The 20,904-nt window shown below is 40.5% G+C and carries 13 protein-coding genes and 3 pseudogenes; 8 read left to right on the forward strand and 8 right to left on the reverse strand.

Going from position 1 to position 20,904, the window contains the following annotated elements:
- Positions 1-111 precede the first annotated feature (111 nt).
- The 4 genes and pseudogenes from HMPREF9182_RS06595 (at position 112) to HMPREF9182_RS06610 (ending at position 5,388) form a co-directional block, all read left to right on the forward strand.
- Positions 112-2,531 (forward strand): annotated as a pseudogene (locus HMPREF9182_RS06595) (YhgE/Pip family protein).
- Between the two features lie 182 nt (positions 2,532-2,713).
- Positions 2,714-3,451 carry a polyphosphate polymerase domain-containing protein gene (locus HMPREF9182_RS06600; protein ID WP_009754402.1) on the forward strand — a complete coding sequence of 246 codons (738 nt, stop codon included), beginning with the start codon at positions 2,714-2,716 and terminating at the stop codon, positions 3,449-3,451.
- The gene (locus HMPREF9182_RS06605; RefSeq protein WP_009443395.1) at positions 3,432-4,112 is read left to right on the forward strand and encodes a DUF4956 domain-containing protein; all 681 of its coding nucleotides are present in this window, start codon (positions 3,432-3,434) and stop codon (positions 4,110-4,112) included. The genes HMPREF9182_RS06600 and HMPREF9182_RS06605 overlap by 20 nt, the downstream gene beginning before the upstream one ends.
- A gap of 22 nt (positions 4,113-4,134) precedes the next feature.
- Positions 4,135-5,388: a carbohydrate-binding domain-containing protein gene (locus HMPREF9182_RS06610; protein WP_009754647.1), complete on the forward strand. Its 1,254-nt coding sequence runs from the start codon at positions 4,135-4,137 to the stop codon at positions 5,386-5,388.
- 58 nt (positions 5,389-5,446) lie between these two features.
- On the opposite strand, the gene HMPREF9182_RS06615 is transcribed toward HMPREF9182_RS06610, so the two are convergent.
- Complete coding sequence (locus HMPREF9182_RS06615; RefSeq protein ID WP_009444017.1) at positions 5,447-6,400, reverse strand: S66 family peptidase; 954 nt, start codon at positions 6,398-6,400, stop codon at positions 5,447-5,449.
- Between the two features lie 63 nt (positions 6,401-6,463).
- The gene (locus HMPREF9182_RS06620) at positions 6,464-7,096 is read right to left on the reverse strand and encodes an HAD family hydrolase (RefSeq protein WP_009443119.1); all 633 of its coding nucleotides are present in this window, start codon (positions 7,094-7,096) and stop codon (positions 6,464-6,466) included.
- Between the two features lie 288 nt (positions 7,097-7,384).
- Here HMPREF9182_RS06620 and HMPREF9182_RS06625 point away from each other — a divergent pair, with 288 nt between their 5' ends.
- From HMPREF9182_RS06625 to HMPREF9182_RS06640, 4 genes are all read left to right on the forward strand, one after another.
- Positions 7,385-7,894 carry an ABC transporter permease gene (locus HMPREF9182_RS06625; protein ID WP_009443761.1) on the forward strand — a complete coding sequence of 170 codons (510 nt, stop codon included), beginning with the start codon at positions 7,385-7,387 and terminating at the stop codon, positions 7,892-7,894.
- 77 nt (positions 7,895-7,971) lie between these two features.
- A complete protein-coding gene (gene nrdI / locus HMPREF9182_RS06630) occupies positions 7,972-8,430 on the forward strand; it encodes a class Ib ribonucleoside-diphosphate reductase assembly flavoprotein NrdI (RefSeq protein ID WP_009754787.1) in 459 nt (152 codons plus the stop codon).
- 315 nt (positions 8,431-8,745) lie between these two features.
- Positions 8,746-11,136 carry a Cna B-type domain-containing protein gene (locus HMPREF9182_RS06635; RefSeq protein ID WP_009755003.1) on the forward strand — a complete coding sequence of 797 codons (2,391 nt, stop codon included), beginning with the start codon at positions 8,746-8,748 and terminating at the stop codon, positions 11,134-11,136.
- Positions 11,133-13,163 (forward strand): Cna B-type domain-containing protein, encoded by a 2,031-nt coding sequence (locus HMPREF9182_RS06640; protein WP_009443670.1) that lies wholly within the window; start codon positions 11,133-11,135, stop codon positions 13,161-13,163. The genes HMPREF9182_RS06635 and HMPREF9182_RS06640 overlap by 4 nt, the downstream gene beginning before the upstream one ends.
- 47 nt (positions 13,164-13,210) lie before the next feature.
- Here HMPREF9182_RS06640 and pulA read toward each other — a convergent pair whose 3' ends face one another.
- The 6 genes and pseudogenes from pulA to HMPREF9182_RS06670 form a co-directional block, all read right to left on the reverse strand.
- Entirely contained in the window at positions 13,211-15,304 is a 2,094-nt protein-coding gene (gene pulA, locus HMPREF9182_RS06645) for a type I pullulanase (RefSeq protein WP_009443132.1), read from the reverse strand.
- Between the two features lie 26 nt (positions 15,305-15,330).
- A pseudogene (locus tag HMPREF9182_RS06650) lies at positions 15,331-16,316 on the reverse strand (LacI family DNA-binding transcriptional regulator).
- Positions 16,317-16,324: 8 nt separating this feature from the next.
- Positions 16,325-17,136: pseudogene (locus tag HMPREF9182_RS06655) on the reverse strand (DUF1189 family protein).
- A gap of 54 nt (positions 17,137-17,190) precedes the next feature.
- Positions 17,191-18,033, reverse strand: a complete 843-nt coding sequence (locus tag HMPREF9182_RS06660; RefSeq protein WP_009755022.1) for a sugar ABC transporter permease — start codon at positions 18,031-18,033, stop codon at positions 17,191-17,193.
- A gap of 1 nt (position 18,034) precedes the next feature.
- Positions 18,035-19,330, reverse strand: a complete 1,296-nt coding sequence (locus tag HMPREF9182_RS06665) for a sugar ABC transporter permease (protein WP_009444032.1) — start codon at positions 19,328-19,330, stop codon at positions 18,035-18,037.
- A 232-nt stretch (positions 19,331-19,562) separates the two neighbouring features.
- Positions 19,563-20,828 (reverse strand): extracellular solute-binding protein, encoded by a 1,266-nt coding sequence (locus HMPREF9182_RS06670; protein ID WP_009754333.1) that lies wholly within the window; start codon positions 20,826-20,828, stop codon positions 19,563-19,565.
- Positions 20,829-20,904: the final 76 nt, after the last annotated feature.

A 20,904-nucleotide genomic window follows, 5' to 3' on the forward strand; every position in this document is an offset into this window, starting at 1 on the left:
AAAATTGAACGCTATGTCCATTTTTCGTTAAAATGACTTGTAATATTTGGGGGTTGATGTATAATCTATTGTATCAAATTTTAGACACTATGTATAATTTTGGAGGTGCGTATGTTAAGAGAATGGAAAGCAATTTTAAAAAACCAAGTTTTATCATTGTGTTGCTGGGGGTTTCTCTCATCCCCGCTCTGTATAATGTTATTTTCCTCAGTTCGATGTGGGATCCTTATGGAAATGTATCTCACTTGCCAGTGGCGGTCGTTAACCAGGATAAAGCTGTAATTACAGCTGGTAAAACCTTATCTATAGGTGAGGATCTTGTTTCAAATCTCAAGGAAAACAAGAATTTGGACTTTCATTTTGTAAGCGAGAAAGATGCACAAGATGGATTAGAAAAAGGGGATTACTATATGGTGGTCACGTTGCCTAAGGACTTGTCTGAGCGTGCAGGTAGTATCCTAAGTGACGAGCCTAAGCAAATGAATATTGACTATCAAACATCAAGCGGTCATAGTTTTATTGCTGGTAAGATGAGTGATTCAGCTATGACTTCTTTGAAACAAACCGTTGCTCAAAATGTGACCAATACCTATACAAGTGTACTCTTTAAGAATATGGGAACTTTAAAAATGGGCTTAAGCAAGGCTTCTAATGGTGCTCAACAATTAACTTCAGGTAGCCAGCAACTAGAGTCAGGTAGTCAGATACTGACGGATAATTTAAAAACTCTGAACCAAGCGACAACGAATCTCGCTTCAGGAACCGTACAGCTGAATGCAGGCTTAGAGAGCTATACAGGAGGGGTGAAACAGTTGTCAGCTGGCGCTAGTAGCTTATCAGAAGGACTAACTACTTATGCAACAGGTGTCGCTACCGTAGCAGCGGGAGCAAGTCAGCTCTCTGAAAATTCTGCTAATTTGCTAGGAGGGGTACAGCAAATTTCTCAGTCTGGAACTGGAGTCCAACATTTAGCGATTGGTGCAGAAAATCTGAGTACTGGTCTTGTTGCCTTAAAAAGTTCGATAGATACGAAATTGGCAAATAACCAAGACAATCTAAGACTTGTAACGACTTCATTGGCACAATTAAATGCTAGTATACAAGCTATGTCAACAGATACAAACAATTCAACAGCTAGTATAGAAGCTTCACTAAACAGTATAGCAAGCTCTGTGCAGGCTATTCTCAACAATAACCAAGATGCCAAAGCAGCAGCTTTAGCCAGTGTTCAAGGCACAAGCGCTTATCAAAGCCTTTCTAGTGAAGCAAAAGCAGAGATTGATACGGCCGTTAGCACTAGCCAAGCAGGTAGTAATCAATCAGCGCAGGCAATTTTATCAGAAATCAATACCATGAAAACTTCATTGGAAGCGATAAAAACGACTAGCCAGACAAAAATAAGTCAACTGAACAGTGCTTCTACTCAAGTGATACCTCAAGCCGCAACGATGATAACAGGCCTTTATGATGGCTTGTCAACAATAAGCGCCAACCTTGAAATAGTAAATAAGGGAGCAAGGCAAGTCTCCGATGGAGTCGGTACTCTAAATGAGAAGTTGACAACTGGGGCGCCGCAACTAGTCCAAGGTATGACAGAGTACACAACTGCTGTAAATAAGCTCTCTGAAGGGGCTACTGGACTAGCAAACAATAATCCCATTTTGCTATCCAACGTTGATAAACTGGCCACTGGAGCGACTTACCTAGCAGATAAGTCTCCAGAGTTGACAGCTAATTTTGGAAAATTAGTGAATGGAAGTAGTCAGCTAATGAGTGGATCAGAACAGCTAGTGGATGGAGGGACAAGTTTGACAGGACATCTGAGGACATTAGCTACAAGTACGAGTCAACTAGCCACAGGCTTGACAGAGGCAGACACTAAGCTATCAGGTTTTTCAGCTAAAGAAAGCAATGCTAAAACGTTAGCAAATCCGTTAGCATTGACCAAGACGGATAAAGACAAGGTAGAGAAAAATGGTATTGGAATGGCGCCTTATATGATTTCGGTAGCCCTGTTTGTAGCGGCTATTTCGACCAATATCATCTTTAGTACACTTCCTTCAGGAAAAGAACCCAAGACCAAATGGGACTGGTTCAAAGCTCGCCTAGAAGTAAATGGCGTGATTTCAGTTGCAGCTGGTGTGTTGGTTTATGCTGCTGTACACATGATTGGCTTAACTGCCAACCACGAATTGGCGACCCTTGGTCTGATTATCCTAACCAGCATGACCTTTATGGCACTTGTAACAGCCTTGGTCACATGGGACAATAAGCTGGGCGCTTTCGCAGCACTTATTTTGCTACTTTTACAGCTTGCTTCCAGTGCGGGAACTTATCCTATCGAGTTAACCAATAAGATTTTCCAAGCTATGAATCCTTGGTTGCCGATGAGTTACTCTGTCTCTGGACTCCGTCAAACTATTTCGATGGGTGGACAGATTGGAGGGCAAGTCAGCTTTCTGATAGTTGTCCTACTTCTATTTATGGTTGCTGGCGCCTTGGTCTATCGAACAGATAACAAAAAGAGTTGAGAGCCTTTTGACTGAATCCTAAGAGGAAAAGAGAGGTCTGTCTTTCTTTTCCTTTTTATCTAAGCAACATCTCCTGAAAAAGGGGATGTTTTGTTTTCTTTAAGTTTTTTTAGACTTCGTTTAAGCTTTGGTCCGTAAAATAACCAAGTAACTAATCAAGAAGCTAGAAGGGGAGAGGTCCTATGGGTAAAAAAACATTTAAAGATAAATTTCAGCGATTTGAAACAAAATACGTCATTTCAAAGGAAGTTTTAGCTAAATTGCTGACGGAGTTTGAAGAATATATGGTAGAAGACGACCATGCTTACTCAACCATCAGCAATCTCTACTATGATACGCCGACTTTTCAAATGATTCGAGAGTCTTTGGAAAAGCCTTATTTCAAAGAAAAATTGCGGGTACGAACCTACGATGGAACACCAACAGAAGACAGCCAGGTTTTCCTGGAAATAAAAAAGAAAGTACGGAAGATAGTTTATAAGCGCCGCATTTCAACAGACTTATCTGCCGCTGAGTCCTATCTAGCGGGTAATCGAGATCAGATAGATGATTCGCAGATTCGCAAGGAAATCGACTGGCTGATGGCTCGCTATCAAGAGGTTCAGCCTATGATGTATATCTATTATAATCGCTATTCTATGAAGGGGATAGAAGATCCTAATGTTCGGATCACCATTGACTATGATTTGACCTATCGTTCGTATGATTTAAGCTTGTTAGACGGCAAATATGGGGATAAGCTCTTGCCAGAAGGCTATGTCATTATGGAGATTAAGGTTCCGGGAGCTTATCCACTCTGGTTGAGTGAGATTTTGGACCATCATCAGGTCTTTCCAAAATCCTTCTCTAAATATGGCGTTGCCTATAAGAAAACCACAGACTACAAAGGAGTTGTAAACCATGCTAAATCAATTATTTAATGACGTTTTTACCAGTACGGCCGTAAAGCCATTGACTATGATGGGGGCAATCGGTGTTGCCTTAGTCTTAGGTTTGGTTGTGGCCAAGGTCTACCAGTATAAAACCGTCTACAGCAAGTCATTTGTCATGAGTTTAGCACTCCTGCCTACCTTGATTGCTATTGTTATCTTTTTAGTTAACGGAAGCCTCGGTGCTGGGGTTGCTGTGATGGGTGCTTTCAGCTTGATTCGTTTCCGTTCAGCACCTGGTGGAGCTAAGGAGTTGGTATCTATATTTCTAGCTATGACGATCGGGATTGCGATTGGGATGGGCTATCTGGTATTTGCGACAGCTTTTACCTTGATTATGTCTGTAGCTATCTTATTACTGGAAAAGATTAATTTTGGGCAGATGCAACATGCCATGCGCCAGTTGACGATTGTCATTCCCGAGAGTTTGGATTATGAGGTTTTGTTCGATGATATTTTTGATCAAGCAACGAATCATGTTGAACTGGCTATGGTTAAAACATCTGATATGGGTAGCTTATTTAAACTAAAGTATATTATCCAATTAAATGGGAAAATGACAGAAAAAGCTTTAATGGATGCTTTGCGTACCCGTAATGGTAATTTAGAGATTGCCATTAGTCGCTATATCACAAAAGAAAATGAACTATAATGTACAGAGAAAGAGGCCAATCATGAAAACAAGTAAACAAACAATTTTCCACAAAGTAAAGTTAATGGTCCCGCTGGTTTTATTAACCGCTAGTCTAGGAGCATGTAGTTTGACTAGTCAAGCCAATACTAACTCAAGTACGAGCGCTAAGACTAGCAAAACAACGTCAAACAAAACATCCACAGATAGCTCAGGTTACTTTACGGATAAGGATCAGGATTCTTCCTATGATGAATCAAGTGCAACTAAGGTAAGCTTAAGTGGTTCGACAGCTAAAGTCTCTGGCAATGGTGCAGCAGTATCTGGATCAACTGTCACAATCACGGCTGCGGGGACCTACATCTTGTCTGGAAGTAGCGAAAACGTTCAAATCGTTGTCAAAGCGGGAGATCAAGAGAAGGTCCAAATAGTCTTGAATGGTGTAACCATGAAAGGAACGGACGCAGCGATTCTGGTTGAAAGTGCGGACAAGACCTTCATTACCCTTGCAGAAGGAAGTCAGAATAGCATTTCTGACTCTGCCAACCACACCAATACAGATTATGACGCAGCCATTTATAGTAAGGATGACTTGACTTTCAATGGTTCTGGTAGTTTGACGATTGAGGGCAACTATGGAAATGCAGTCGAGTCTAATGATGATTTGCGTATTACTGGCGGAACCTATACAATTAAAGCTTATAAAAATGCTCTCTCTGCAAATGATGCTTTAAATATCAAGGATGCAACCTTGGATTTGACGGCAAATGAAGACGCTCTACACGCCGACAATGATGAAGATACGACACTTGGGAATCTCTATATCCAATCTGGGACGATTACCATTAATGCCGGTGACGACGGGATGCATGCTTCTAATGCTGCTGTGATTGACGGAGGTACAATTACAGTCTCTAAGAGTGTTGAAGCACTAGAAGGGACCAACGTGACTATTAATGGTGGTAAACTGAATCTCTATGCCACAGATGACGGCATCAACGCCTCAAGTAAAGTGACAGGAGCCAATATCTTCATCAAGATTACGGGTGGCGACATCAAGGTAGAGGTGGGGCAAGGCGACACTGATGCTCTTGACTCTAACGGAGATATCATCATGTCAGGAGGAAATCTCGACATTACTTCTACAGTCTCTGCCTTTGACTTTGACGGAACAGCTACATACACTGGTGGAACCATTACGGTCAATGGTGAAACTCGATCTGAAATCACAGCTGATGGACCCGGTGGGGGTGGAACCCCAGGCGGTAGTCAGGGTGGTGGACCTAGTGGACATTAAGCTCGTTTCAAATAGAAATAAAAAAACTCCTCATTCCAGCTGGAATGAGGAGTTCTTACTATTCATCAATTCTAATCAACATCGTCTCCGTATCTACCGTCACTTGAGCGCCAATAGTAATGGTAAAGAGTGGCTGAGTATGGGCAAAGTCCAAGTCATAGAGGACGGGAATCGTCTTTAGAATAGGATGTTTGTCCAAGATATAAAGGAGCAGCTCCTCTGTCATCTGGCATTCTTTTGGAAAGCGGCCGATGAGAAGGGCCTGTGGGTTAGGATAGGCCTGAAGGAGGGCAGCTAGATTGCGGTCAAACTCCACATAATCATCTTCCTCGGCCTCTTCAACAAAGAGGACATAGTTTTCATCTGTTGGGACATAGGGTGTTCCACGCAGGAGTGAGAAGGTGGAGAGATTGCCGCCGATAGCAGTGGCTTGGGCTTGCCCGTGGTGATAAACTTTCCACTCCGTCTCATGGAAGGTCAGTGGCGCATCAGGTAGATACCATGCATTGTCGCCCCATTTTTCACTAGGAGTTAATTCATAAGAAGTCTGGCTGACGGCCTTGAGCCAGCTCTCGGTCTGATAGTCCTGCAGGGCATCCATTTTAAAGCTGGAGTAGGACGGTCCCATGTAGGTTTTCATGCCGGTCTTGCTATAGATAGCGTTGAGCAAGGCTGTTGTGTCTGAGTAGCCGCAGAAAATCTTAGGATTTCTAGCAATCAACTCAAAGTCCAGATAGGGCAGGAGCTCATTGCAGTTGAAACCGCCGATAGTGGCCAGAATAGCATCAACGGAGTCATCTGCGAAGGCAGCATGGATGTCTGCCACTCGGCTTTCGATGGAGGCAGAGCCTAGTATATCATTTTCCAGATAATGCTCCGAAAAAGACACGGTAAATCCTAGCTTTTCCAAGCGCTCCTTGGCGGCTAGATTGGCCTCAAAGCCACCAAGGCGTTCGATTGACGACGAGGGGCTGACGATTCGAATGTGCATACCAGGTGTGAGTTTTTTCATAAGAAGACCTCCTATTTAAAATGACTACATTATACAATAGAAAATGCTAAAAGACAAGGCCAGCTAGGACAAGAGGATGGGAAGCACATCAGTCAGTTTTTCGACGGTCCAGTCAGCTCTTTCTTCAAGATTCTTAACTTGAGCTAGACGACTGAAGCCCTGTTTGATCCATATAGTTTTCATCCCTATCCTTTTGGCAGGAGCGATATCATTATCCAAGCGGTCACCAATCATAATAGCTTGATGAGGCAAGCAGTTAGTCTTTTGTAAGGCCAGCTTGAAAATAGCGGGGTCGGGCTTGGCCAACCCAAGGTCAGCAGAAGAAAAGATAGCGTCAAAGTAGTCTAAAATCCCAAAATCCTTCAATCGCTCTTCTAGGCCAGGTAATTGATTAGCGATAATTCCCAATTTATACTCTTGCCCCAGCTGCTCCAATATTTCCTTGGTTTGCGGATAGAGAGTTTCTAAGTCCGTTCTCCAAGCTGGGCGCTCAAGTCCATAGAAGCTTAGGGCTTCTAAGTCGCCTTTTTTATTTTTTCTAAAATAGCTGAGCATCTTATCATAGAATTCTTGATAAGAAATATCTTTTCCAGCGATGGCGGTTTTTATTCTAGCTTCATAAGCTTTGTTTTCATTGACTAGAGTTGATCCCACATCAAAAAAGAGCCACTGGCTAGTTTGTTGGATTTGTTTCATGACAATATTTTATCATAAAGTGCTTATTTTCTGGTGTCATGCCGTATTTTAAAGGGAAAATTAACCATTCAGGAACAAAACGTGACATTTCAGGAATTTAAGTTGTAATTTTTGGGAAATATTTTATAATAAGTATATAGATATCCGAAGGGAAGTTTGCTTTTAATAGCATAGTAATCTTATCTCTAAAATTATTTTAATCTCCTATATTTAATAATTTTTTATAAACGAATCTCCCTAAAATATTTCCCTCGGATTCTATCATTTTAAAATAGAATTGAGAATAATATGAAAAAGAAACCGATCTATTTATACAGTTTTTTGATTGTATCGATTTTAGGAAACTTTCTTGGTTTGTGGGACCTTATGACAGGCAAGCAGGTAGAGAATCCTGCACAACTATTACAACTACAAGGCAATGTCGCACAAGAATATAATCAATTTTACGATGCGGCTTTTGTATTGAATCACAATCCGGTACAGATTGCTATACATATTGTAGGTTTTTTGATATTGGTAACAACATTTGTTTTGCTAATTAAGAAGAATTTATTTTTTGCCAATGTATTTTATATTGGTTATTCACTTTTTACGATAGTAGTCTTAGCCTACAACTATTTGCTGTCACAGCCTTTGTATCATTATTTTAGTGAACCAACATTTCGTGAGTCAGCTCAATTGATTCCTAAGGTATTGACGTTTGCAGGTGTTGGACTCAATGCAATTTTCTTAGCTGTTGTTGTCTTTAAAATCTTTCGGCAGCAAAAAGATTTGAACACTGAGGATACCACTATTTAAGATTTGACAAATAACATTTATCAGCTTACAATTTTAAAAGAAGCGATAGATGTTATTTTTATTTTCAGGAGGAAAAAATGGCAAAGGTTTCCTTAGTGTATATCAGTTTAAGTGGCAATACAGCCAGTTTTATCAAGCGTTTAACCGTTTTTTTACAAGAGCGTCATGAAGGACTTGAAGTCGAGCAGATCAATATTAAAGACTTGGTCAAAGAGGGGCAGGATTTCTTTGTAATGGATAATCCATTTGTGGCTTTTTTACCGACTTATTTAGAAGGTGGCAATGGTGTTGACTCTGGTGATGTAGAAATCTTAACCAATGACTTAGCAAGGTTTATTGATTTTGAAAACAATTATAAAAAATGCTTTGGTATCGTAGGTAGTGGTAATCGTAATTTCAACAATCAATATTGTCTCACAGCGAAACAATATGCTCAGCGTTTTGATTTTCCTTTGTTAGATACTTTTGAACTACGAGGACTTCAGAATGATATTGAGCGTATTGGTTGTAAGATTGAGGACTTGTATCATATTTAAGAGAGTGGGACAGAAATCGTTAATTCGTTAGAATTCGATTTCGTCGTCCCACCTCCGCACAGTTGAGTAGGGCTGTAAAAGCTGATGAAATCAGCGTAGTAGAGCCCACTCAACCACTGCGTCTTGCTCGACAATCCAAAGACAATTGAGAGGCTAGGACTTTTGTACCAGCCTCTTTTGTATTAAATAAAAGCTTTGATAAAGCGAAGTAATTTACTTATTAAAAAAATTTGTTTATACTAGATGTAGCGCATTTTTTATGTTAAATCAAAATAGAATTGTTATCACGAAAATAAAATCGAGGGGATTATTATAGTGAGAAAGATTAGCAAATATTTTAGTGTTTTTATTGGACTTCTATTTTTATTGTTATCCAGTGGTGTGCAGTTGTCAAAACCTGTTCAAGCTGAGGAATTGAAAAATTATTCACTGAATACAACGTTTCAAATTAATAAAAATAGAGTTGTAGATGGAGCTTCTTATGGTGAGGGGAAGTTTTATTTTTCACCGACATTTACGTTTCCAGATAGTGTCGTCATTAAGGATGGAGACCAGATTACCTATGAGATTCCAGAGCAATTTGAGTTTGCTGTGACTGAGGAGACAGATTTAGAAGGCGAAGGAGGAGAGGTGCTTGGTAAGATTCGTTTTGATCAAACCAAGCATAAGGTGATTACGACGATTACCAATTCAGACTACTTCACTCGGCTGAACAAGAAAAAAGTAGTAACATTGGCCTTTACAGCAGGTTGGTCAGACAAAATGCTTTTTAATAAGCCAACTAAAATGCACATTTCAGGTTATGGAGATGTGACTTTGAGTCGTGTCGTTATTGATGATGGGGAGCCGCTAGGAGCTTCAAAATGGGGAGTGCAAGAAAAGACCAACCCAAATCTTATCAACTGGCGCATTCGTTTGAACCGAGACCTAATTTCACCGACAGCTGGTCCTAATGTAAAAGTGACTGATATGATTCCAGCTAATCAGGAAATTGTGCCTGGCTCGATATTTGGTTACTACTTCAAAAACTGGTTTGGTGGCACTTCGACTTTGCAACTTCGTGAGACGTTTACTCCCTCAACAGCAGTCACCTTTAGCGGTAATACTTTTACTATTGATGCAGGAAACTTAACAGGACGTGGTCTATTTATTGGTTATCAAACTCGCATTGTTGGCGAAGTAGATAAGACATCTGCTAAGGTCTATAACGATATTAATGTTTATGCCAATGGTCGCAACACTCCTATTCAAGCTTTTGCAGCCATTACTCAAACAGAAGGCACTGGAACAGCTAAGCTTTCGGATGAAGTTATTTTTAAGGCTAAGAAAATTTTAAACGGCAGAACTTTGAAAAGCAGAGAGTTCCAGTTTGAACTCATCGATGAAAATAATCAAGTAGTCCAAACGACAACTGCTGATGCACGTGGAGATATTATCTTTAGCAAGGTGAAATTTTCTACAAACGGTGTATTCACCTATAAGATTCGTGAAGTAGACAATGGCTTGCATGGGGTTACTTATGATACAAGTGAGGTAACTGCTACAGTAACGGTTACAACTGATCCGTCGGGAGATCGGGTAGCCAGCGCTAGCTATGATAAGACAAGTTTTACAAATACCTATGTTCCAGAGAAAATGAATCTTTCCATCACCAAAACATGGTCAGATGTAGATAATCAAGATGGGAAGCGTCCAAGCTCTGTAGAAGTTGAGTTGCTAGCAGATGGGACTAGGACAGGTCAGAGTCTTACGCTAGATGCTTCTAACAATTGGCAAGCTAGTTTTTCTAATTTGGATAAGTACGATTCATCTGATAATGAAATAGCTTATACTGTTGCAGAAAAAACAGTCCCAACAGGCTACCGATCAACCGTCACAGGAGATATGACAAGTGGTTTTGTAGTGACCAATAGTCATACCCCTGAAACACTAACGGTCGCAGGTACTAAAACGTGGGATGATGCAGACGACCAAGATGGTCTTCGCCCAGCAAGTATAACTGTTCGCTTGATGAAGTCAGTTGATGGTAGTCAACCTGTTGAGGTTGCTAGTCAAACAGTTGGTCAAGCAGAAGACTGGAAATACAGCTTTAAAAACCAACCTAAGTATGAAGGTGGTAAGGAGATTGCCTATAGTATCACAGAAGATGCGGTCGCAGATTACCAGTCGACCATCACAGGCTATCAAGTGACCAATACACATACTCCAGCCAAGCGTACAGTATCCGTAACCAAAGCTTGGGATGATGGCAATGACCAAGATGGGAAGCGCCCAAGCACTGTTAAGGTTCAGCTTTATGCGGACGGTCAAAAGTCAGGAACAGAAGTCACCCTGAAAGCCGAGGATGGTTGGAGCCATACTTGGAGTGATTTACCAGTGAAAAAATCTGGCCACGAGATTGATTACACAGTAAAAGAAGTCAGCAGTCCATCTGGCTACACAGCTAGTGTGACAGGTGATATGTCTACAGGGTTTACGATTACCAATAGCCATACTCCAAGTACTACTCAGTTTGAAGTTACGAAGGTCTGGAAAGATAAAAGCAATCAAGATGGGAAACGTCCAGCTACGATTACAGTAAATCTTCTAGCAGATGGAGAAAAAGTATCTGATGCGACATTTGGTCCAGATGGAGATGGCAACTGGAAGCACACCTTCACCAATCTTCCAGAATATAAAATGGAACTAAGATTGTTTACAGTGTGAGCGAGGAAGCGGTGGCCGGTTACACCAGCAAGGTTAAAGACCATACGATCACCAATAGTTACACACCGGAAACCGTGACAATCGCTGGTGAGAAAACTTGGAATGATAGCAATGACCAAGACGGGAAACGACCAAGTAAGATTACAGTCAACTTGATGAAGTCCGTTGATGGTCAAGCACCAAGCAAGGTAGCTTCTAAGGAAGTTAGCCAAGCAGATGATTGGAAGTATAGCTTTAAAGATCAGCCTAAGTATGAGGGTGGAAAAGAAATCACTTATTCAATTAGTGAGGAAACAGTTGCTCACTATACGAGCCAGATCAATGGCTATAACTTGACTAATAGCTATAGCCCAGAAAAAACAGAAGTTTCTGGAAGCAAGACTTGGGATGATGCGGATAACCAAGATGGGAAGCGTCCTGCTTCTATCACAGTACGTTTGTTAGCGAATGGTAGCTTGGTAGACAGTAAGACAGTCTCTGCTGCAGATGCTTGGTCTTATCGTTTTAGCGATTTACCAAAATACAAGAATGGGGAAGTTATTACTTACTCTATCAGTGAAGCTAGTGTAGCAGGTTATACGACAAGAGTTGATCAGTTTAATTTGACTAATAGTTACACACCAGAAAAGATGGACATCACAGTCAAGAAGAATTGGAATGATGCTCAGAATCAAGATGGGAAACGTCCGTCTGAAATTACCGTTCACCTCTTAGCAGATGGACAAAAAGTAGCCAGCAAGAAAGTGACAGCTGATTCTGAAGGGAAATGGACCACTACTTTTGTGGCTCAACCGAAGTATAAAGCAGGTCAAGAAATCAAGTATACGATTTCTGAAGATACTGTGGCAAATTACACTACGGAAATTAAGGACTTTGACATTACTAACTCCTATCAACCGCAAGTCGTAGACTATGAAGTCATTAAGAAATGGGATGATGAGGAAAATCAAGATGGTAAACGCCCCGATAAGATTACGATTCACTTGATGAAGACGGTGGCAGGTACAACTACAGAAGTAGAGAGTAAGGAAATCAGCTCCGCTGATAACTGGCGTTACCGTTTTAGCCAACTTCCGAAATATGAAGCCGGCCAAGAGATCACTTATTCTGTTACAGAAGACAGCGTTGCAGGCTATACCACAAGCATCAATGGTCGTGAAATTACCAACAGCCATACACCAGAGACTGTTCGTATCCTTGGAAAGAAAATATGGGAAGACGACAATAACCAAGCAGGCAAACGTCCAACCTCTATTACTGTTGAAATCCGAAAAGGTAGAGAAGTAGTGGATACTATCACAGTGAGTCCAGATGGAGATGGTAACTGGAACTTCGTTTCAAAAGAGCTTCCGAAATACGAAGCCGGCCAAGAGATTCGTTATCAAGTTTTTGAGACAAGTCGTGTTGCAGGCTATGAAGAGGGACTTGTGTCTGAAGAGAATGGTCAATATACGATAACCAATAAGCTGACACCAGAGCAGAAGATATCTGTCACAGGAGAAGTGATTTGGAATGATGATGGCAATCAGTCAGGTAAACGTCCAAGCACAGTGAATATTCACTTGATTGTGGATGGACGAGTGAAAGAGAGCAAGGTTGTTCGAGCGGATTCAGAAGGCAAGTGGCGTTATGAATTTAAGGATTTACCACGCTATAAGGATGGTAAAGAGATTGTTTATAAGATTTCTGCCGATACGGTAGATGGTTACCAGTTGCGAGTGGATGGTACGACTGTAATCCATACTCGCCAATCTGGTTCGAAAGCACAACCGAATTCATCCCCAAGTTCGACTCCTTCAGTTCCGAATGGTAAGCCTCAAGGTTTGGATAAGGGAGCATTGGTTACTCCTAATCAAAAACCGGATAAGACAGGGGTGAGTGAAGGTATCAAGCTTCCAAAAGAGGAAGTTCAGCAGGTTGTTCGTCGAGGACATCGATTACCATTAACAGGTACAAGTGTGAGTCTTTTAGTACTGATTGGACTTTGTCTATTAGGAGGAGCTTTCTATCTCAAGTGGAAACACTAATGTACATATTCATAACCCCCATGTCACTTTGACATGGGGGTATTTGATTATTTTAAAATTAAGACTTGTTTGGCAGGAATGGTGTAATGAGTTGCTAAAGGAATGAGGGCATTATTTTCACTGATCATAGGATAAGCTACAAAAACTTGTTGCTGCAATGAATTTTGATACGTTTGTTCTTCCGAGGAGAAGTTAATCAAAATAGTCAGTTGCTGATCCTTTTGTGATATAGAGTATTCCACTAAGGAATCATTGATCCATTTGACTTGGCATGCTTCCAAGATATCATTACGACTTTCTAAGCTGAGTAGAGGATGTGCTTTACGAAAGGCAATTAAATCACGAATGAAGTTTACATCTTGTTCGTATTCCATAAGTCGTTGCCAATCTAGGCGATTAATATCATCCGAGATATTGTAGCTATTGTCTAATAGATTTTTATGACGGAAAAACTCCTGTCCACTATGAATGAATGGAACTCCCTGAGAAAGCAAGACCAGATGTAGTGCCAAGCGTGCATTTGCAAGTCGCTCGCCATGTTCCATCTCTGGATTTTTCAGTTTGAAGTAGTCGAAAACGGTTGCATCGTCATGGCATTCGGTGTAGTTGATAGCTTGCCGAGGACTTTGGAAGTGCGTAGCCGATTCAAGACCGACATTCGCTGTCAAGAGGTTAGCCATACTACTTGTCCATTCAGTGTCGCTTAGCTTATGGCTTTCTAGAATGGTTTTTTTGATAGTGTCGCGGAAGTCATCACTGAAAAATCCATAGTCAGTCAGCTGTTTAGCATTGTATTGATGAGCAAGAAGTGTTGCATCCAATCCCGTCGCCATTTTCCAACCTTCTCCGTAGAGATAGATGTTAGGATAATCTTCTTTTAGTTCTTCTGCTAGTTGGTTCATAGTTTCAATGTCTAAAATACCCATGAGGTCGAAACGGAAGCCATCAAAGCCGTAAAGATTTATCCATTGTTTAACGGAGCGTTTGATATAGCGACGAATCATCGCTTTTTCACTAGCGACATCATTACCACAGAAGGTACCATTTGTTCGTTTGTTATTCTTATCTAGTCGATAGAAATAACCGGGAACGATTTTTTCAAAGGCGAAACTATCTGCGTTATAGACGTGATTGTAGACAACGTCCATAATAACACTCATATCCGCAGTATGATAGGCTGCAATAGCTTCTTGCAACTCTATTATTCGACTGTAAGGATCATCTGGATTGCTAGCAAAGCTACCATCAGGGAGGTTGTATTGGACAGGGTCATATCCCCAGTTGTATACTTGTTCAGGATGTTTTTCATCTACGCTACCAAAATCATAGACAGGCATGAGCTGGATATGTGTAATTCCTAGATCCTGTAAATACTGCATACCGATCTTACGATTGCCCAGTTGAGGAGACTCTGTCAATGCTTTGAATTTACGAGGAGATTGAAAACCAGCTTCTTTTTGGCTGGAGAAGTCACGGACACTCATCTCATAGATAATAGCCTTTGTTGGGCTTAGTTGAGTCTTAGCGCGTTGAACACCAGCTGAGTTGAGAAGCTTTTGAGGATTAATCACAAAGCTTGCGCCAGAGTTAGCTTCAGAGGACAAAGCGTAAGGGTCGTGGACTTCGATCCATTCTCCATTAACTTTGTGGAGGTAAGTATAGCGAGCAGCTTCCCAATCTCCAGAGACTGTGATGCTCCATACACCCTTGGTTTGTCGATGGAGTGGGAGCACGGTTTCTTTGTCATCTTTCTTCAGTCGCAGAAGCGCATGTTCGGAAATGGGTGCCCAAAACTTGAAGCAGGATTGATGAGGAGTGTAAGTAGCTCCTAAATCATCTTTTTCATAGTCAAAAATTTGATCAAAAATAGGCTGTTGTATAATATGACGAAAAGCTAGTACAGCCTTATTACGATCCTGATCATAGATAAGATAATGTTGCTCTAAGTCAAGATCTTGCTTTGCGGTCAATGTATACAAGCGACTGTTGGATAGTGTTTCTGATTTTTCAATGGTTAGTGGAAGTACTTGATGTTCGTTTTCTGCTGTGAAACTTAGATTCTCAGCATCAAAAGACAAGTCCAATTGAAGAGTGATTAATCGCTGATCATCCAGATAAGCGTTAAAAGTTCTAAAAGACATATTTCTCCTTCGTTAAGTTTTTGGGGTTAGCGTTCAATAATTTTATGCGGAATCAGTTGGTGATAACAGATTTTACGATTTTCTTTGGCGTCGTTGATAATCTGTAGGATTGTTTGGAAAGATGCTCTTCCAAGCTCTAAAGAATTGATGTCAACGTAGGCGGCTAAGTCTAGTTTTGGTGCGACAGAGTCAAAAGAAAGTGTTGGTATCGTCAGATTTTCTGAAGAGAGAAAATGACAGACACCAGACGCTAGCAAGCTATCTGTTGTAATAATCGCATCAATAGATGGATTCTTTGCTAGTAATTTCTTAGTAAATTCATAACCTTTTTTTCTAAAAATTCCGATACAAAAGCAGTATGATGCGGATCTAGCTCTAAGTTGTTTTTTCTTAAGGCATTTTCGTATCCTGTATAGCGATCTTGGGTTACAAAAAGCTTTTTCGCTCCACCGAGAAAGGCAATGTGGCGACAGCCTTTTTTGATAAAATATTCTGTAGCATCGAATCCTGCCTGAACATTATCGTTGTCTACCAGTGGAATAAATGGAGAAAGAGATTTCCCTAGTATAAGAAAAGGGAATTGTGCCTCAGACACCATACGAATCAAAGGGTCATTTTCTTGAGCGTATAGGAAAATCAACCCATCTACACGCCGTCCATGTACCATCTGTGAAATAGCAGTCATGCGCTCCTTTTCATCCTTTCCAGTAGCAATTTGGATGGCATACTGGTGTTCGGAAGCTACTTGAGCAATGCCTCGCAATACGGAAGGGAAGAATGGGTTCTGATAGAAGGCATCGGAATCATCCGGTAACACAAGGCCGATGACCTGAGTGTAGCTGCTGACAAGGCTACGTGCATTGAGATTTGGATGATAGTTCAGCTCTTTCATAGCTTTTCGGACTCGCTTTTTCGTGTCTTCGCTGATAGTTGATTTATTTTGCACAACACGGGTCACAGTTGAAGGAGAAACTCCTGCTAATTTTGCAACATCTTTAATAGTAACGGACATAGAACCTCCTAATTTTCCTCATTTTCCTCACGGAAATGCGTACGATAAAAAGCGATAACTAAATAAAGGACAAAAAGAATATTTTGAATCATAATCATAGTCGTTAAGGGTTGGCCAAGAATACCAAAAAATACAGCGATCAAGGTTGGAAGACCAAGACAATTCAGAGTGAAATTGTAGCATTCTTTGAATGTCGTAAATGAAAAGAGTCTGGACTTCTTGGTTAGGTACAGGAAGAGACTAGCTCCAAAAGTTAAGATAAAGAAGTTAAAGCTCAAAAGAAGACCAGATACCAAAAGCAAGAAGAGGCTAATAATCAGTCGATTTTGCTGGAACCAATCCTTGGAAATAGCAGCGCTCAAGCTTTGTTTGCTCCGAAGAGCTTCCTGATTAATAGCTTGATAGCGAATGCTAGCTAACTTCTTGTTGTGTTTACTGATTAACAGTTGTTCTTTATCAAAGTAAAGAGTCAATTTGTCTTCCTGTCCGATTCCTTCATGATGTCCGATAATAACCTGGCCATATTGGTTTTTTGAACTCCGAAATGACTGTCATAATGGAGTTGTCCATCTTTGATGTCTACATGATCAGCAAACTCTTTCATTACTGAATCATCTAACGGCTGAAAGACCTGATCAATAAACGTATCTAGAGGATAACTATCTTTAGCAGCTGTCTGGAGAGACATAGGAATTAAAGTCAGAGAAATCAAAAAGAGACTAGTAAAAATCAGTTGGAACCAAGACAAATGTTTTCGATTAGAGAAAGATTTTCTAAATTGAAAAATACTTGAAAAATAATTAAAAGGATAAGGATACATAATTGTTCTTTCTAATTTTTATAGCCATGTGACAAAAAACAGGGTGGGACAAGATTATCCCTTGTCACCACCGCTTGTTAAACCAGATACAAAGTTCTTTTGTAGGAAGAAGAATAGGATACAGATAGGAAGAGCTGTTAGGATAGCTCCTGCGGCAAAAAAGGCAATTTTCATATTTTTAACATCGCTGACGAATGTTCTCAAACCAACCGCAACTGTAAAGAATTCTTTGTCCCGAAGAAGGAAGCTAGATAAGATATAATCTCCAAATGGTGCCATGAAAGCCCATAGAGCTTGTACAGCAACCATTGGACGAACTAGAGGCAATACAATTTGCCAGAAGCGTCTGAAGTGACCAGCCCCATCTAGTTTAGCAGATTCATCAAGAGAGATAGGAACAGTATCAAAGTAACCTTTCATCAGCCAGGCATTCATAGGGATTCCTCCACCAACGTATAAGAAGATGAGGAACCAATTTTGGTTCAATGCGTTGAGCATGAGAGCCATGACGAAAAAGGCAGTGAGGGCGGCAATAGTTGGAACCATCTGAATGATCAAGAAGAATACCAGACTTTGCTTGCGAGCCACGAAGTTATAACGGCTGTAAGCGTAACCAGCTAAAACTACTATACTGGTTTGTACAATCATTGTCAAGACAGCAATGACAAGTGTATTCAGATACCAGGTTCCATAAAGTGTTTCGGAGAAGAGCCTGTTGAAATTTTCAAAGCTCCAATCAATATTAAAATCCAACTTGAATGCTACGATGTTCCCAGTCTTAAAAGCTGATGTTATTGTAATTAAGAGTGGATAGAGAATGACCACTGCCAATGTCACTAGATACAGGTAAGTCAAAAAGTGATTAAAGCGACGCTTGAATTTAATTGAATTATTCATCTTAGACGTCCTCCATGTCAAATGCGTGTAGTTTCTTGAAGGCAACCATTGAAATACCGATTACAATAATAGAGATAATCAGAGTAACGGCTGCGGCCATTGAGTATTGAGGCGCAGTACCAGTGGTTAAACGATAAATCCAAGAAATCAAGATATCAGTTGAACCAGCACCACCACCGACACTACCAGGTCCACCCGCATTAAAGAGGTAGATGATAGAGAAGTTATTGAAGTTGAAGGTATATTGACTGATAAGAGTTGGCGCTGCAACAGCTAAAATCATTGGTAATGTAATGTTACGGAATTTTTGCCAAGCATTTGCTCCATCAATATAAGCAGCTTCATACAGATCATTTGGAATAGATTGGAGAATCCCCAAAGTCAAGACATAGATGTATGGGAATCCAAGCCAACCTTGCATCATAATCAAGGCAATCTTGGTCCAAGTAGGATCTGTTTTCCAAGGGATGAGGGTGTTATTCAAGAAAGGCAACACCTTGCTAAGTAAAGGAATAACTTGAGTGTTGATAGCACCAATACTGTCATTAAACATATTTGAGAAAGTCAAGATCGTAATGAAAGCTGGCACTGCCCAAGGAAGTAGGAAGATAACACCGAAGATGCGTTTTCCTTTGATAAAAGGCTGATTTGCAATGATAGCTGTGAAAATACCGATAACAATTTGTAAAGTAGAAGCACATAAAGCCCAAATAATAGTCCAAGATAAGACAGAACCAAAGGCTGAACGGAAAGTGCTGAGACTCCAAATATTGCTAAAGTTTGTCAAACCAACCCAGTCAAGCAATTTAGTTGGTGGCAAATGTTTGAAATCATAGTTTGTAAAAGCAATCAAAAGAGTGACCAATACAGGGAAAATGATAGCAAAAGTCATCGCCACATAAGAAGGAATGATGAGCAAGTATGGGAAACCATTCTCATAAATGCCGTGAACCATTTCTTTCAGAGTCGTATGAACTGGGATGCCATTATTCCAGCGTTTTGCAGTAGTGTGCGCATCTTTTAAGTTAAAAGCATAGAAAAGCAAATACACTAGTACAATAATCAAGTGGAATGCGCCACGAATCAGCATAAAGAGTGAGTTGTCGCGTCCACGCATTTCACCAAGTGAAATGAGATTGCTGAGCTCTAGAGAAGCAGTTGTAAAGAAATAGATAAGGAAGGCAAGTGTGACACCAAGGAAAATAACACCTTTGGCCTTCTGTTTATTGTAAATTTGTCCAAGACCTGGGATGAGGGATAGCAGTAAAGCTTTGCTTGGATTCTGTTGTCTAATCATGGTGGTCTCCTGAATAAGATATTAGGATATTAAGACGGCGTAGTAGCCCTTTAACCCGAGTTTAGTAGAATAAGATGCGAGGTGTTAAAAATATTGAAAGTAGACAATACAATGAATAGAACAATAAATAGTTGTCTTCTTTCAAGATTTTTAGGTCACCTTCAATCAATATGAAACCGCATTCTTTAATAGATAAGGGGCAGAGAAAATTCCCGCCCCAAACCGTCAGTCATTATTTGTCGCCGTATTTTTGAGCGATAGTATCTTTGATTAGTTTTACTGCGTCGTCAGCAGCAGTTTTAGCATCTTTTTTACCACTTACAGCATCGAACAACATTGTTTTAGCTGGATCCCAAACAGTACTCATTTCAGAGATGTTTGGCATTGGTTGAGCTGATTGGAATTGTTTAACAACTGCAGCTGTCAACTCATCGTTTTTACCAACTGCGTATTCACGAGCTTCTGTATTGGCAGGAACTTCGTTTGTAGTATCGTAAAATGCTTTTTGTTGATCTGTTGAAGTCAAGAAGTCAACGAATTTTTGAGCAACTTCTGGGTTTTTAGCACCAGTTGGGATAACCCAAGCTTTACCACCACCGAAGGCAGCGTATTCTTTTCCGTTTGGAAGAGTTGGGATAGTTGCTACACCGTAGTTGACTTTAGCTTCTTTCAAAGCAGATGCCTTCCAAGGGCCATCGATAATAGCAGCAGTTTTGCCTCCTTGGAATTGTGCTTGGATTAAGTTTCCAGCACCTTCAGTATCTTGCATACCTTTAGGCCATTTTGCATACCAAGTTTTAGCGTATTCGATACCTTTGATTGCGCCTTCGTTAGCAAGACCGATATCTTTAGGATCTTTACCACTGTCACCAAATACGTAACCACCGTTACCAGCTAGAAGTCCGTATGCATAGTAGAAGTTAGTCCAGTCAGCAAGGAATGCAGATGTTTTACCATCTTCACCAGCAAACGCATATTTGCTATCTTTTGCAAGTTCTTCCAATTCAGCAAAAGTAGTTGGAGCTTTTGAAACTAAATCTTTGTTGTAGTACATTACAAGTGTTTCGATAACAGCAGGAGCTCCGTAGACTTTTCCACCAGTTGTAACAAGTGATTCAGTTGTTTTGTCAGTTTTGCTACCTTTGCTAAGTTTTACTTCGTTTAATTGTCCATCAGTACCGAGGCTACCTACACGGTCATATGGCGCCATCAAAACGTCAGGAGCTTTACCAGATTGGTTGTCAAGTGAAAGGTTGTCCAATCCACCCATTTGGTCACCAGTTTTAATAGTGACTTTTGAACCAGTTTCTTTTTCAAAAGCTGCAGCAGCTTTCTCCATGTAAGCCTTGTACTGCTCTTCAACATAAACTGTAACGTTTTTATCACCAGACTCAGATGATTTAGTTGAAGAAGCCTTGCTACCACAAGCAGCTAAAATAAAGCTAGCTACAGCAACAGTACCCAATACAGCAGCACTTTTAAGAGCTTTGTTTTTCATGTTTATTCCTCCTAAGAATAAAAAAAGTAAAATTTATAGGAATACGATTGCGTAAAGCAAACGTTTTCTATAACTG

Origin of the sequence: Streptococcus sp. oral taxon 056 str. F0418 (assembly GCF_000220065.1) — a bacterium.
Taxonomy (GTDB): Bacteria; Bacillota; Bacilli; order Lactobacillales; family Streptococcaceae; genus Streptococcus.